This is a genomic window from Embleya hyalina, assembly GCF_003967355.1.
Classification (GTDB): domain Bacteria; phylum Actinomycetota; class Actinomycetes; order Streptomycetales; family Streptomycetaceae; genus Embleya; species Embleya hyalina.
This window is the reverse complement of the sequence record NZ_BIFH01000014.1, coordinates 241811-256440: the sequence shown is the minus strand read 5'-3', so window position 1 is coordinate 256440 and position 14630 is coordinate 241811. Positions and strand designations below refer to the sequence as shown.

Genomic DNA, 14630 nt, shown 5'->3' with positions numbered 1-14630 from the left:
GGACCGGCGGAGGGGACGGGCGGTCGGTCAGGCGTCCGCGGACTCCCGGATCCGCGGGTGGGACACGGCGGTGGATTCGGCCCTGGCGGGTACCCGCTGCAGGCCGAGCAACGCCACCCCGACGACCAGGACCAGCATCACGCCGGCGATCACGAAGCCGAGCGTGAATCGGCTCTCCGTCGGGATCGGCGGGAGGCCGGGGGGCAGGCCCTCGACCGACTCGGACGCGAGCAGCGAGGTGATCACCGCGCTGGCGATCGAGCTGCCGACGCTGCGCGAGATGGAGTTGATCCCGTTCGCGATGCCGGTCTGGTGGTGCGGTACGCCGGCCACGATCAGCGCGGGCATCGCCGCGTAGCCGAACGAGATGGCGATACCGGTGAGCATGCCCGCGAGGATCACCGACGCGGACGCGCCGTGCCCGAAGGCGAGCCAGGCGAAGCCCGCCACCCCGACGGCCGAACCGATCGCGAGCGTGGCCCGGGCACCGATCCGGCCCACGAGCAGACCGCCCAGCGGCGCCGCGAGCAGCGAGATCAGCGCGCCCGGGAGCAGGTACTCCACCGAGGCCCGCAACACCGAGGCGCCGAAGCCGTATCCGGCCACCCGCTCGGGCATCTGGACCAGGTAGGAGATGCCGATGAACTGGGTGAACGCGGCGAAGCCGACGAACAGACCGGCCAGGTTGGTCAACAGGACCGGGCGGTGCACGAACATCCGCAGGTCCACCAGCGGGTCGGCGACCCGGCGCTCGACCAGGACCCACACGAAGGCCATCACCACGGCGCCGACGAAGGAGCCGACGGTCCGGCCGGACGCCCAGCCCCATTCGTGACCCTGCGAGATGCCCAGGAGCAGCAGGACCAGGAACAGCCCGAGGGTGGCCGCGCCGAGCAGGTCGATCCGGCCGCCGGCCTTGACCCGGCTCGCCGGCACCCGGATCAGCACCGCGACCAGCGCCACGACGGACAGGATCCCGGAGAACCAGAAGACCAGGTGGTAGTTCGGATCGTCACCGCGCGTGAGCAGCCCGGTGGCCACCAGCGACAGGCCGCTGCCGAACGCGAGCGTGCCGCTGATCAGCGCCATCGCGCCGGGCAGCTTCTCGACGGGCACCTCCTCGCGGATGATCGACAACGCGAGCGGGAAGATCGCGGTCGCCGCGCCCTGGAGCACCCGGCCGACGATCAGCAGCGGCAGCGAGGACGTCACGGCCGCGAGCACCGAGCCCGCGATCATCACGATCAGTACGCCGATCAGGGTCGGCCTCTTGCCGTGCTGGTCGCCGAACCGGCCGAGCAGCGGCGTGAACACCGCCGCCGACAACAGCGTCGCGGTGGTCACCCAGCCGACTCCGGCGGGCGTGGTGTCCAGTTCCTGCTGGAGCAGCCCCAGGATCGGGATGACCTGGGTCTGCGCCATCGCGACGACCATGGCGGCCAGGCCGAGGGCGAGGATCAGCGGTCCACCGGACCGTCGCGTGTCGGGCGGGGTGGGGGTCACGGGTGTTCTTTCTGCGAGCGAGAAGCTTGTTGGCCTCGATGGTTGAAGTCTTCAAGCAATTGGCGAGACCGACCGTAGACACCCGGAAATTGCTACGTCAAGTTCAATGGTTGAAGTCCTCAACCTTTTTGCATTACCTTGGGGCCATGAGCAGTCTTGGCGCCATGAACAGGCTTGGCGACACCAGCGACGGGGGCGGCGCGGGCGATACGGGCGGCCCGGGCGACACGAGCGGTCCCGGTGGCACGAGCGGCACCGCGCACCCGGGCGGGCCCGACGCCGGCGGCACCGCCCCCGCCGAGCCGAGCACCGCCGAGATCATGGACGCCATGGCCGCCGTGGGTACCGCGTACTTCCACGACTTCGCCGCGGTGGTCAGCCGGCACGGGCTCACCTCCGTGCAGGCCAAGACGCTTTCCCTGCTGCGCCGCCCGCTGCCCATGCGCGGGCTGGCCGATCGGCTGGCGTGCGACGCCTCCAACGTCACCGGCATCGTGGATCGGCTCGAATCGCGCGGCCTGGTCCGCCGCGAGCCCGACCCCGCCGACCGGCGCGTCAAGAACGTGGTGGCCACCGAGGAGGGGCACGACACGATCCGCCGGATCCGGGCCGAGATGCACACCACGCGCGCCGCGCTCGACGCGCTCACCCTCGACGAGCGCACCGCGCTGTACGGCCTGCTGGGCCGGCTGCGCCCGGCGATGGAGGCCCCGCACACCTGACCGCGCCGGCCCGGGTCCGCCCCGGGCCCGACCGCGCGAATCGGCTTGCCCGAAGGTGCGCGCACCCGGCACGCTCGGTCGGTGACCGCGACCGCCGAGATCGAGTTCCCCGCGGCCGCACCGGTCCGACACCGGTTCGGCGGCGCATGACCACCGATCCCGAAGACCCCGCGTCCGGCCTGCGCTTCGTCCCCACGCCCCTCGAACTCGGCGACCCCACCTGGGTCTTCCCCTCCGTCGCCGGTCACGAGGCGGTCGCCGTCCGGGCCGCGCTCGCCGAGGCCGACGCCCGGTTGCGCGAATCGGGCGCGCACCTCGGCATCCCCGGCTCGGTGCACTACGTCGGCCAACACTTCGACGGGATCCACTGCGCGAGCGTGCAGGGCCGGCTCGAACTCCCCAACGGCCGGACCTTCCTGGCCGCGCTGTACTTCCCCCGGCGCTGCGCGTTCGACATGCGCTGGGGACCGCCCTGGTTGAGCGAGGTCGAGATCGGCCGCGAGTGCCCGCCGCCGGCGGACTGCGGCGGTCACCCCGACGCCGAGTGGTCCTTCGAGCACGACACACCCACGGCCGCGGCCCGGGCCTTCGCCGCCGACGCCGGCCGGCTGCGGGATCGGGTCCTGGCCCGGCCCCGTTCCGCGTGGCTCGCCGCCGAACCGCACGCCGGTTGCCGACCGTTCGACCCGTCGACATGACCGGGCCCGCCCGTTACGTCGCGTCGGCGCCCTCCGGCGGGACCGTGCCGCCGAGGGCGCGCCAGAGCAACGCCGCGGTGCGATACGGCCAGTTCGTCGGGACCGGCGCCCCGGCCAGTTCGCGGCCGTACCAGGAACCGGTGCACATCGTGAGGGCGACCTCCAGGTCGGCGTCGGGCGCGAGTTGGCCCTGGCCGCGAGCCGCTTCCAGGGCGGCGAGCAGGCGCGCCCGGCGGGGGGCGATCACCCGGGAGCGGTAGCGGGCGCGCAGTTCGGGGTCGGTGGTGTCCTGGAGCATCGTGCCGACCAGGGACATCCGGCCGGGTTTGCCGACGCCGCGCTGGAAGTCGGCGAGTTCGGCCACCAGCGTGCCGAACGGGTCGGCGGCGCGGACGTCGTGCTCCTCCTCGGCGAGCGCGGTCACCACCGCCGCGGCCAACTCGGCCTTGCCGGGCCAGCGTCGATACAGCGCCTGGCGGGTCGTGCCGGCCTCCTGGGCGACCGCCGCGAGCGACATCGCGGCGTATCCGTCCCGGGCCAGATGGTGTCCCGCGACGGCCAGGATGCGGGCGTCGATCGCGCCGTCCCGCGCCCGACCGGCACCGCGGTTGGCACTTTCCATTTCAATACACTCCTGTATTGTATTGATCGGCAACGCACCGAGAAACAGGGGTAGCGAGCGTGATCATCGTGTTCAACCGTCCCATCATCCCGTCGGGCCGACGCACCGGCGGAACCCCGTGACCGGCGCGCCGATCCCCGACCGGTTGCGGTCGCTGCTGGCCCGGGCGCACACCCTGGACCACCGGCTCACCCGTCGGATGACCGACGCCGACGCGGGCGAGCCGCTGCGGGACACGGTGATCCGCCCGCTCGCCGAGGCGCTGGCCGAGGTCGGCGGGAGCGTCGCCGAGCCGGAGCCGGTCGACCCGACGGCCACCGACGACGATCCGGCCGGCCTCGTGCGCGCCCTCGCCGCGGACGTCACCCGGCTGCGCGCCGAGGCCGACCCCGAGCCGCCGCTCGGCGTCCAGGAGGCCGCCGCCGCGCTGCAACACCTCGCCTGGCTGTTCGCCGACGAGGCCGATCGGGCCGCGCTGGTCGAGGAGTTCGCCGCGCTCCAGGCCGGTCTGCCGACCCGGATCCTGGTCGCGCCGAACGGCCCGTACCTGGTCACCAACGCCACGCGCGTGACCGACCGGCTCGGCGAGCCGATCCCGGTGCCGCCGCAGACCGCGCTGTGCCGGTGCGGCGAGTCGACCACCAAGCCGCTGTGCGACGGCAGCCACGCCCGGAACGGGTTCACCGGTGCCAAGGACCCCGGCCGGGTGCCCGACGAGCGGCGGACCTACCCCGGCGCGCCCGTCGCGATCACCGACAACCGCGGCGTCTGCGCGCACTCGGGCCTGTGCACCGATCGGCTCGCCACGGTCTTCCGACACAAGGAGGAGCCGTTCGTGGCGCCCTCCGGCGACCGCATGGACGAGATCGTCCGCACCGTGCGCGCCTGCCCGTCCGGTGCGCTCGACTACCTGATCGACGGACGGTCCCCGCCGCCGCGACCGCGCGACCCCGCGATCGAGGTCTCGCAGGACGGACCGTACCGGGTGACCGGCTCGATCCCGCTGGTCGGCGCCGACGGCGAACCGGAGCCGCGCGGTCCGGGCGCCCCGACCGAGCACTACAGCCTGTGCCGGTGCGGCCATTCGCGGAACAAGCCGTTCTGCAGCGGCATGCACTGGTACGTGAACTTCGCCGACCCGCCGCGCTCCGAGGAGCCCACGCTCTACGAATGGGCCGGCGGACTGCCCGCGCTGACCCGCATGACGCACATCTTCTACGACAAGTACGTACCGCAGGACCCGTTGCTCGGCCCGCTGTTCGCCCGGATGGCGCCGGACCACCCCGAGCGGGTGGCGGCCTGGCTGGTCGAGACCTTCGGCGGCCCCAAGCTGTACTCCGAGCGGTACGGCGGCTACGACCACATGGTGAGCGAGCACGCCGGCAAGTCCCTGACCGAGGAATGGCGCACCCGCTGGACCCGATTGATCGGCCGGGCCGCGAACGACGCGGGCCTGCCCACCGACGCCGAGTTCCGCGCCGCGTTCGTCGCCTACGTCGAGTGGGGATCGCGCATCGCGGTGGAGAACTCCCAGCCCGGCGCCAGGCCGCCGGCCCACATGCCCGTACCCCGCTGGTGGTGGGTCTGCGGCGCCACCCCCGGCGCCCGGGTCTCCGCACTGGCCCCCGTCGCGAACGAGCGGACGCCCGAGGTGCCGCTGCCGGCCGCGGACCGACCGATCGGCTTCGCCGAGCACATCAGGCCGCTGTTCCGCGAGATGGACCGCAAGTCGATGAGCTTCATGTTCGACCTGTGGTCGCACGACGACGTCAGCGCGCACGCGCAGGCGATCCTGGCCCGGCTGCGCCAGGGCAGCATGCCCTGCGACGGCGCCTGGCCCGCCGACCGGGTGGACGTCTTCGCCCGCTGGGTCGACGAGGGCGCCCCCGCGTAGAGCCCGCGCCGGTGCCGGCGGTCCGCGCCACGGGGGCCGACCGCCGGCGCCGACCGTGCCCGCGGGGCACCCCGATCGGTTGCCGACCGACCTGGGGCATGTCCCGATTCCTCGGCGGCGGTTGCCCGACGTCCCCAACCGCGAACGTCCCCAGTACGCTCGGCGCACGTACGGAATCTGTGGTGCGGAGGCAGGCGGCGTGACATCCATACCGGCGGGGGACACGGGCGAAGGCGACGAGAACGCTTGGCGGTTGCCGCGCCTCGACGAGATCGAGGGCGGGCCGCCCATCCGGATCGACACGACCGTTCCGCACACCGCCCGGATCTACGACTATCTCCTCGGCGGCAAGAACAATTTCGCGGTCGATCGGGCCGCCGCCGACGCCATCGTCGCGACGATCCCCGACCTGGCGGTCACCCTCCGGCTCAACCGGCTCTTCCTGCGCCGCGCCGTGCGCTACGCGGCCCGCCGGGGCATTCGTCAGTTCCTGGACATCGGCACCGGGATCCCCACCTCGGGCAACACCCACGAAGTGGCCCACGAGATCGCCCCGGACGCCCGGGTGGCCTACGTGGACAACGACCCGATCGTGCTCGTGCACGGCCGGGCGCTGATGACCGACGCGAATCCGGGCCGGACCACGTTCACCCGGGCCGACCTGCGCACGCCCGAGGACATCCTGTCCGCGCCGGAGGTGCTGGAGGTCATCGACTTCGACCGGCCGGTGGCGCTGATGCTGGTGGCGATCCTGCACTTCATCCGGGACGACGAGAAACCGCACGAGATCGTCGCCCGACTTCGCGACGCGCTGCCCTCCGGAAGCATGTTGCTGCTCTCGCACGCCTCCTTCGACGCCAACCCGAACCAGGGCCGCAAGGGCGCCGAGGGCTGGAAGAACGCCTCAGCCGAGATGACCATGCGTCCCCACGACGAGATCCGCACCATGTTCGCCGGATTCGACCTGGTCGAACCCGGACTGCGCACCCACTGGAACCCGGACGGCGAACCCGGACACCCGCTGGACGAGGTCGAGAACGTCTGGGGCTACGGCGCCGTCGGCATCAAACCCTGACCCGAGATACCCACCCGTCGGATTCCGGGTTCGCAGGCACGGAACTTCGCAGGCAAGGAACGTCGTGTACACATCCCGTATGGCCGTGACCGCCACGGCGGTGGTCCTCTGCTGCGCCGCGCTCGCCGGCTGCGCAGGTGTCGGTGACGCGCTGGAGTCCAACGTCGACCGGGACGCGCGGGACCTGGTCCGCGAGTCGGCGAGCCTGCTGCGCGGCGCCGACGACATCCGCATCGTCGGCGACCAGGTGCTCACCGCGGGCAGACGCGTCGACTTCGACCTGTGCGTACGCCAGGGCCGGGACTACCGGGGCACGTTCGAGATGGACGGGCGCGCGGGCGAGGCGATCGTGGTCGGTGGGAAGTCCTACCTCAAGGCCGGCGCCGCGTTCTGGGAGTGGGCCGGCACGAGCCTGCCCGACACCGCCGCGAACAGGCGCACGTACGCCGATCGTTACGCGATGCTCGCGTACGACCCGAGCGATCCCCTGGACACGGCCGGCGTGGTCTTCGGACCCGGCGGCGACGGCTACACCAAGGGCGAACCGGTCACCATCGACGGCCGTACGCTGATCCCCCTCACCCGGGTCGACGGGGAGGGGGACGCGCAGGGCCGGCGGCGGTCGCGCACGGTCTACGTGCGGGCGTACGGCAAGCCGTATCCCGTCGTCGTCCGCTCCGAGGGCACCCGTCCGCAGAACGCGAGGATCACCCGCAGCGAACGCTCGTGCGTGCCCGTCGCACCCCCCGCGGGCCAGGTCGTGGATCGCCTGCCCGCGGGGAAGTAGCGGCTCGCGTCGGTGACGTCAGCCGTGTAGCGCCTCCGCCGGACGGCGGCCGAGGATCGACTCGGCGATCTCGCCGCTGCGGATGGCGAGATTGGACAGGAGCGAGGAGGTCAGCCCGTGGGTGTGCTCCGTACCGCCCTGGAGATAGATGCCGCAGCGCAGTTCGGGCGAGGTGACGAGTCGGTAGTCGCGGCCCACCCGGTGCCGGCCGGCCTCGTCGCGCAGGCAGTACCGGTCCAACTCGCCCAGCAGGCGGCTCGGTTCCATCGCCTCGTAGCCGGTGGCGAACACGATCGCGTCCACGTCCAGTTCGGGCGATTCGTCGTCGAGCAGCGACAGCAGTGACACGCGGGTCTCGTCGCCCGCCCGCTTGACCTCGTCGACCCGGGTCAGGTTGAGGAAGTGCAACCGCTCGACCCCGCGCACCTCTTCGTCGTACGAGCGCCGGTACAGGTCGCGGATCACCTCGTCGTCGACCACCGAATAGTTGGTGTTCCGGTGGTACTGCCAGAACGCCTCGCGGGTGCGGTCGGTCCCGAAGTAGTACGCGTCGACCGCGCTCGGGTCGAACACCTGGTTCGCGAACGGGGTGTCGTCGGCCACGCAGTAGCCGTACGACGGGATGATCGAGTACACCCGGGCGTGCGGGAGTTCGTCGTAGAGGAACCGGGTGATCTCGGCCGCGCTCTGGCCCGCGCCGACCACCGCCACGGTGCGCAGTCCGGTCGGGTCGGTCCGGCTGTACTTGTCCAGGAACTCCGAGCTGTGCCACACCCGTTCGTCGGCCTGGATGCCGTCGGGCAGGCGCGGCACCAGGCCGGTGGAGATGGCCACGTTGCGCGCGTCGACCGTACGGGTCCCGGAGCCGTCGCGGATCTCCAGGCGCAGATGTTCGGCCGAGGCCGGGTCGACGCCCGCGGGCAGCCGGATCGCGGCGACCTCCGAGCCGTAGTGCACCCGGTCGGTGAAGCTCGCCTGCGCCCACTCCAGGTACTGGTGGAACTCCTGGCGGGTCGGGAAGAAGTCCTGGTTGTTGACGAACTGCGCGAGCCGGCCCGCCTCGTGCAGATACGACACGAAGCTGAACCGCGACACCGGATTCCGGAACGTGGCCAGGTCCTTCATGAACGAGATCTGCATGGTGGCGGTCGGCAGCAACATATTGCGATGCCAGCCGAACGCACGCTGCCGCTCGAAGAATATCGCCCCGGGTCGGTCCGGGGATCCGTTTCGACCGGCGCCCCCGTACTCCTCCAGGGCGATGGCCAGGGACAGATTGGAGGGCCCGAATCCAATGCCCGCCACGTCGTAGATTTCATGTGCAAAAGTACCCATAGAATACTCTCTCGCTAGCGTGGCGGCGACAGGGACTTCCGTATCTTCGACGGGTCGGTCACGGAAACCGGGAAGGGACCCTGGTCGGGCGTCCTGGAATTCAGCGGAAAACATCGTCGAGCGTTGTCGGCTGTTCCCGCATCTCTCGACCGGAGATCCGGGAGAAACGCATTCGGTATTGCGCCGGGAAGCACCGCAGCTTCAACTTAGAGGGGCCGAGCACACCTTTCAAGGGCTCGGTCGCAATGCAGCGGAGTACGCCGTCCTGCCGACGGGACAACACCCCCGCCACGGCGGCACCCCGCTCGTATCCATACCAAGGACTCCGGCTCCGTCGTCGTGGAGCCGCGCCCTGCACCAGGTCACCGAAAGGGTGAGTTCCGGATGTTCGTTCCCCGGCAGTATCGCGAACCGGACGGTTCGTGGATGGTCGAGCTGATCCGCAGTAATCCGTTGGCGCTCGTGGCACTGAACGGCAGCCCCGAGGACGGGCCTTTCGCCACACACCTGCCGGTGATCCTCGACCCCGAGCGGCACACCGAATGGAGCGACGACCTGATCGGTGTCACGTTGCTCGGACACATGAACCGGGCGAACCCGCATTGGCGGGCGCTGACCGACGGCTGCACCGTGCTGCTCACCTTCACCGGACCGCACGCGTACGTCTCGCCGACCGTGTACGAGATCACGCCGGCCGCACCGACCTGGAACTTCACGTCGGTGCACCTGCGAGGCACGGTGGAGAAGATCGATTCGCTGGACGAGACGCTGGGCGTGGTGAAGTCCACCGTCCGGGCCTTCGAGAGCGAAGTCGGCACCGGTTGGGACATGACCGAATCGGTCGAGTACTTCCGCAGCATCGTGGGCGGCGTGGGCGCCTTCCGGATCCGGGTGACCCGGGCCGACGGCATGTTCAAGCTGAGCCAGGAACAACCCGGCGAGGTGCGGGACCGGGTGCAGCGCTCGTTCGGCGAGCGTGGGTGCACGCGGCATCGCGCCACGGCCGAGCTGATGAGCCGCCTGCCCTGACCGCGGCCCGACATGCCGACGGGGCCCATGCCCGACCCGGAGCACGGGCCCCTCGGTTCACCGATACGGGAGTCGGGCGGGGGTACCGGATTTCCGGACCGCCCCCGCCCGTCCCCACGTGCCGACCTGCGACCGGATCGGTCAGACGCCGACGCCGGCCTCCTGCGGCACGCCCTCCTGGACGTCCTCCAACGCGACCTCGATCGCGTCCTCGAGCACCCGCTCGGCGGCGTTGTCGAGCGTCGCGAGCACCCATTGCTCGAAGTCGATTCCGGAATGTTCGGCGGCCTTGTGCCACCACTGGATACGATCACCGGGCACCGCGAGACGACGGGTCGCCTCGATCTGCCGGCCGTCGCGCCCCTCGTCCGCTCGCGCGTCGCGAATGGCGTTGCGCAGCTGCTTGGTGGTCCATTTCATCTGTTCCGCGCGGTCCAGCCACAGTTCCTGTTCACCGATCGGCAACGAGGCCAGCTCGGCATGATGCTGGAAACTGAGCGCGGACCGCCGACGATCGAAGTCGAACCTCCTGGAGACCCACGCATAATTCCGGAGCGTCTGGTAGCTTAACCCCGCTGCGCGTATCCCTCGCTGATACAGGTCGGTATAGTGATCTTTTCCGTATACCAACCAGTCGCCGAGCCACCACGACGAGGAATCCAAGATTCCCGAGAGCTTACGCCCGGCTTGCTCCCAATCCTCGAAGGTCATGTCGGCTGGGATTTGCAGACCCACCTTTGTGGTGAGCAATCGTCCGCAATGCGGATGTTCCCTGACAGCTCTTCGCGGACGGGCGACCACTCCCGGCCCCGAGTGCAACTGTGCCTCTCTCTCGCGTTCGTGAACTCTCGTCTGGTTCGCCACCATGCCTCCATGTGCGTGCATGCTCGAACAAGCAAATAGTGCGCAGGCCATAACCGCTGTTTGCGCAGTGCGTTGCCCCAGGGAGTTCTGCCACGGGGTGTGCCCGATATCCGATCTGCATTCAGTGGACCCCCGGCCCGGCCGCAGACCCCGGTGTCACCTGTCGCCGACGGATCACCCCCACCCGGGTGATCGGCGACACGGCTTCCGGAAGCATGCGGCTACACCACGCACAGGGCGCGGCGTCAGGGCCGGACATGGTCGACATGTGTACGAATGCGTGCATCAAGGGTTTGCCCCGTTCGCCTCTTTACAGATCCCCGTTGGCGTTGCGGCTGTCGGCGGCACACCCCCGCCGACTCCCGAAGATCCACATTCAGAGTGGTGCTCATCGGGCCTACCCGAGTAGATCTCAGCAAGTCCCGGAAATCAAGGAACCAACCACTAACAGTTCGCGACCGATTGCCTACGCAACTGTTTGGTTGGTGTTCATCGACATTTCGCCGACGGCGGAAATGAATCGACCAACCGGATCGTCCCGCAGCCCAACCCGCAGGAAAGGCAATCGGTTGGCCGCAGGTCCGGACCCGGCGCACTCGATCGATCACTTCGACCACTCTCGCGGGGCGGTCACTATAGACGAATTGAACCGCCCCCCACTCGGCTACTCATGCGTATTGACGCCTTCCTAACGCACCGCCCTCGGATATTCACGGCGAGGCTCGCGGGAGACATCCGATCACCATCCGGATGGTTGTTTCGAACATCAGCTCGAAGTTCCGATCGGCGTCGCGTCGGCGGCACGATCCGGCCGGCGAACACGCGGCGTGTCGGGGTCACGGCGGGGTGCGACGAGACGGGAAGAAGTGCCGGAACGGCCTCCGGGAGTCGCCGCGGCGGACCGCGTGTCGCACGCGGGAGCTGGCGCGGGGGTGGTCGGGGGTCGTCGGGAGCGCGGATCCGGGTGCCGAAGGTGGTGCCGATGTGGGTGTCGATGTGGGTGCGGACCTGGGTGCGGGGGTGAGTACGGGCGTGAGTGCCGGCTCGGTCGCGCGGGCGTTCGGCTCGGTCGTCCCGGGGGCGTTCCGACGTGGCCGGGAGGGTCGACTCGACCCCGGGTACCGGCGGTGGGATCGGGCGGGGCGATCCGATCCGCCCGCGCCCCCTCCGCTCCGGGTGCGTCCCCGCGCGCGCCCCGCCGACCCGGAGACCCCGCCCCCGCCGCCTCTGGGCGGCGACGCTCGCGTCGGTGGGAAATGCGGCCGCGGGTCCGCCGGAAAGCGCGATTATCGATCTCCGGCGCGACCCGTCGCGGAGCGCTTTCACGGCGCCGCGTCGACCGAATCGACGACTGTCCTGTCAACGGGACGGATATCCGGTCGAACCTCGTGCTAGTTTCGATCGGCGGCAATCCCGCTCTTTTCCGGTATGCCCGCATCATCGGGCGCACACCGTGTTTTCCTCCGGTGTCGCACACCGCCGAATTCGGCATTGATTTCATCCCCCGGACACAATCACGGAGAACAAGGGAATCAACGTGCCCCAGACAGATACCGAACGAACCACGCCCGACAACCGAACGGTTCGACCGCGCCGCTATCTGATGTGCCGGCCGACCTACTTCGACGTCACCTATTCGATCAATCCGTGGATGGACCCGAGTGTGCCCACGTCGGCGGACACCGGTCTGGCCCAGTGGAAACGCCTGCACGACGCCTATATCGCGCTCGGGCACGACGTGGCGCTGATCGAACCGGTGCCCGGACTGCCCGACATGGTGTTCTCGGCGAACGGCGCCACCGTCGTGGACGGCCGGGTGCTGGTGGCCCGTTTCCGTCACCGACAGCGCGTCGACGAGTCCGCGGCCTACCTCGACTGGTTCCGCGCCGACGGCTGGGCCGAGGTGCACCAGGCCGAGTACATCAACGAGGGCGAGGGCGACTTCCTCCTCGTCGGCGGGCAACTGCTGGCCGGCAGCGGCTTCCGCAGCGATCCGCGGGCGCACGACGAGGCCCGCGAGTTCTTCGGCCTGCCCGTGCTCGGCCTGACCCTGGTCGACCCGAGGTTCTACCACCTGGACACCGCGCTGTCCGTGCTCGGCCCCGACGAGATCATGTACTACCCGGAGGCGTTCGACGAAGCCGGCCGCCGCGTCCTGGCCGAGCGCTTCCCGGACGCGATCCTGGCCGACGAGGCCGCCGCCGCCATGTTCGGGCTCAACGCGCTCTCCGACGGTCGGCACGTACTGCTCCCGGAACGCGCCGTCCCGCTTCTCGGCCCGCAGTTGCGCGAGCGCGGCTACATCCCCCAGGGAATCGACCTGACCGAACTGCTGAAGGCCGGCGGCAACACCAAGTGCTGCACGCTGGAACTGCGTCGCTGACCGACCGGTTGTCGAAACGGTGCCGGCCGGGCCGCCCGAAATGCCCGGATCCCGTCGACGGGACGGCCTTCCGGCCACGCGCCGGCACCGTCGCAGCCGCCATCGACACCGCGGCGCCACCCCGGCGCCATCGATGGCGTCGGGCCGATCCGGCCGAGGCGCGGGTCCGGTTCCCCTAGGGTATTGCCAGTTCCGGGGACGGTGTGTGCGGTTCCGGGGACTCGGATCCCGACTACGGGGTGAGGAGGCCGTCGCGGATGTCCGATGTGGACACACCGGGGTCGGGCCCGCCGGGTGCCGACGACCCGCCGGGTGGCGACGAGGAGACCAGGTTCGTCGCGATGCTCTACCGCGAGTATTCCCGGCCGCTGCTGGCGGTCGTCTCGCGGTTGAACGGCGGCGACCGCCAGCGGGCCGAGGACAGTGTGCAGGAGGTGCTCGTCCGCGCCTGGCGCAACCGGGAGAAGCTGGATCCCGCCGCCCCGCTGCTGCCGTGGCTGGTCACCGTCGCCCGCCGCCTGGTCATCGACGAACAGCGGGCCCGATCGGCCCGCCCTCCGGAGGTCGGCGACGAGCCGCTGGCCACGCTGCCCACCGGCGACGAGGTCGACCGCCTGCTGCGTTCGGTCGTGGTCGGCGACGCGCTGGACGCGCTTTCCACATCGCACCGGGAAATTTTGATCGAAACCTTCTTCCGCGACCGTACTGTCAATCAGGCGGCCGACGTACTCGGCATCCCCGCCGGTACGGCGAAGTCGCGCGTGTACTACGCGCTGCGCGCCCTGCGGGTCGTCCTGGAGGAGAGGGGGGTGTCGTCATGAGCGTCCAACCCGAACACGCGGATGTCGGCGCGTATGCCCTCGGACTGCTGGAACCCGCCGACCGGGAGGCGTTCGAGGAGCACCTGACCACGTGTGACCGCTGCCTGGACGAGCTGGCGGACTTCTCCGGCATGGCCACGCTGCTGACCGAGCTTCGCGACGAGGGGGTGTACGAGCTGCCGGAGGCGAGGGGTGAACCCGAGCCGGCCGGGCGGGCCGTACCCCCGCAGGCGGCGGCTCCGGAACCGCCGGCGCTGCGGGTCGCTCCGCCGACTCCGCCGGCCCCCTCGACCGGCTCGGCTCCGGCGGCTCCCTCGGCTCCCTCGGCTCCCTCGGCTCCCGTGGACGAACTCGCGGCGCGCCGGGCGGCCCGCCGCGCGCCGCGGCGCTCGTTGCTGGTGGCCGCGTGCGCGGCGCTGGTGATCGGCCTGGGCGCCGGCGTACTGACCGGGCGGACCTGGTTCGAGGACGACTCGTCCACGTCGACCCGGGCGGTGCCGGGCGACCCGATGGCGGTGATCGCCGCGAACGGGCGGGTGGTGGGCGCGACCGGGCCCAACGGCGGCGCCGCCGCGCGGATCGCCCTGGAGAGCAAGGCGTGGGGCACCAACCTGGCGCTCGAACTGCGCAACGTCCGCGGCCCGCTGAAGTGTTCGCTGGTCGCGGTCGACAAGGCGGGGAAGGAGCAGCAGATCTCCTCCTGGATGGTGCCGCCGAAGGGCTACGGCGTCCCGGGCTCGGAGGCCCCGCTGGTGCTGCAGACCGGCACCTGGACCGCGAAGGACGATCTGGCCCGCTTCGATGTACGCACGTCGGACGGGGGCACGCTGGTCAGCGTGCCGGCATAGCGGCGAGCGGTACCGGTGCCGGCGCCTCGGGACACACGTCCCGAAGCGC

The 14630-nt window shown here is 70.6% G+C and carries 13 protein-coding genes; 9 read left to right on the top strand and 4 right to left on the bottom strand.

Annotated features, from left to right (window positions below; translation table 11 throughout):
• Positions 1-27: 27 nt before the first annotated feature.
• Positions 28-1503 carry an MFS transporter gene (locus EMA17_RS05510; RefSeq protein WP_126635770.1) on the bottom strand — a complete coding sequence of 492 codons (1476 nt, stop codon included), beginning with the start codon at positions 1501-1503 and terminating at the stop codon, positions 28-30.
• A 320-nt stretch (positions 1504-1823) separates the two neighbouring features.
• Here EMA17_RS05510 and EMA17_RS05505 point away from each other — a divergent pair, with 320 nt between their 5' ends.
• The gene (locus tag EMA17_RS05505; protein WP_126636102.1) at positions 1824-2225 is read left to right on the top strand and encodes a MarR family winged helix-turn-helix transcriptional regulator; all 402 of its coding nucleotides are present in this window, start codon (positions 1824-1826) and stop codon (positions 2223-2225) included.
• A gap of 146 nt (positions 2226-2371) precedes the next feature.
• Positions 2372-2923, top strand: a complete 552-nt coding sequence (locus EMA17_RS05500) for a hypothetical protein (RefSeq protein ID WP_126635769.1) — start codon at positions 2372-2374, stop codon at positions 2921-2923.
• 13 nt (positions 2924-2936) lie between these two features.
• On the opposite strand, the gene EMA17_RS05495 is transcribed toward EMA17_RS05500, so the two are convergent.
• Positions 2937-3545: a TetR/AcrR family transcriptional regulator gene (locus tag EMA17_RS05495; protein ID WP_126635768.1), complete on the bottom strand. Its 609-nt coding sequence runs from the start codon at positions 3543-3545 to the stop codon at positions 2937-2939.
• Positions 3546-3663: 118 nt separating this feature from the next.
• Between EMA17_RS05495 and EMA17_RS05490 the strand changes: the two genes are divergently transcribed.
• From EMA17_RS05490 to EMA17_RS05480, 3 genes are all read left to right on the top strand, one after another.
• Positions 3664-5439, top strand: coding sequence for a CDGSH iron-sulfur domain-containing protein (locus tag EMA17_RS05490; RefSeq protein ID WP_126635767.1), 1776 nt, complete (start codon positions 3664-3666; stop codon positions 5437-5439).
• Positions 5440-5638: 199 nt separating this feature from the next.
• Positions 5639-6514 carry an SAM-dependent methyltransferase gene (locus EMA17_RS05485; protein ID WP_126635766.1) on the top strand — a complete coding sequence of 292 codons (876 nt, stop codon included), beginning with the start codon at positions 5639-5641 and terminating at the stop codon, positions 6512-6514.
• Positions 6515-6578: 64 nt separating this feature from the next.
• On the top strand, positions 6579-7301 hold the full coding sequence (locus EMA17_RS05480) for a hypothetical protein (protein ID WP_126635765.1): 723 nt from the start codon (positions 6579-6581) through the stop codon (positions 7299-7301).
• Positions 7302-7319: 18 nt separating this feature from the next.
• Here EMA17_RS05480 and EMA17_RS05475 read toward each other — a convergent pair whose 3' ends face one another.
• The gene (locus EMA17_RS05475; RefSeq protein ID WP_307721525.1) at positions 7320-8606 is read right to left on the bottom strand and encodes a lysine N(6)-hydroxylase/L-ornithine N(5)-oxygenase family protein; all 1287 of its coding nucleotides are present in this window, start codon (positions 8604-8606) and stop codon (positions 7320-7322) included.
• Positions 8607-9020: 414 nt separating this feature from the next.
• Here EMA17_RS05475 and EMA17_RS05470 point away from each other — a divergent pair, with 414 nt between their 5' ends.
• On the top strand, positions 9021-9665 hold the full coding sequence (locus EMA17_RS05470; protein WP_126635763.1) for an FMN-binding negative transcriptional regulator: 645 nt from the start codon (positions 9021-9023) through the stop codon (positions 9663-9665).
• Between the two features lie 141 nt (positions 9666-9806).
• Here EMA17_RS05470 and EMA17_RS05465 read toward each other — a convergent pair whose 3' ends face one another.
• A complete protein-coding gene (locus EMA17_RS05465; RefSeq protein ID WP_246126463.1) occupies positions 9807-10376 on the bottom strand; it encodes an LmbU family transcriptional regulator in 570 nt (189 codons plus the stop codon).
• 1690 nt (positions 10377-12066) lie between these two features.
• On the opposite strand from EMA17_RS05465, the gene ddaH reads away from it, so the two are divergent.
• The 3 genes from ddaH (at position 12067) to EMA17_RS05450 (ending at position 14581) form a co-directional block, all read left to right on the top strand.
• The gene (ddaH, locus tag EMA17_RS05460; RefSeq protein ID WP_371862962.1) at positions 12067-12912 is read left to right on the top strand and encodes a dimethylargininase; all 846 of its coding nucleotides are present in this window, start codon (positions 12067-12069) and stop codon (positions 12910-12912) included.
• Positions 12913-13169: 257 nt separating this feature from the next.
• Positions 13170-13733: a sigma-70 family RNA polymerase sigma factor gene (locus tag EMA17_RS05455; protein ID WP_126635762.1), complete on the top strand. Its 564-nt coding sequence runs from the start codon at positions 13170-13172 to the stop codon at positions 13731-13733.
• Positions 13730-14581: an anti-sigma factor family protein gene (locus EMA17_RS05450; protein WP_126635761.1), complete on the top strand. Its 852-nt coding sequence runs from the start codon at positions 13730-13732 to the stop codon at positions 14579-14581. Before EMA17_RS05455 ends, EMA17_RS05450 begins: the two co-directional genes overlap by 4 nt.
• Positions 14582-14630: the final 49 nt, after the last annotated feature.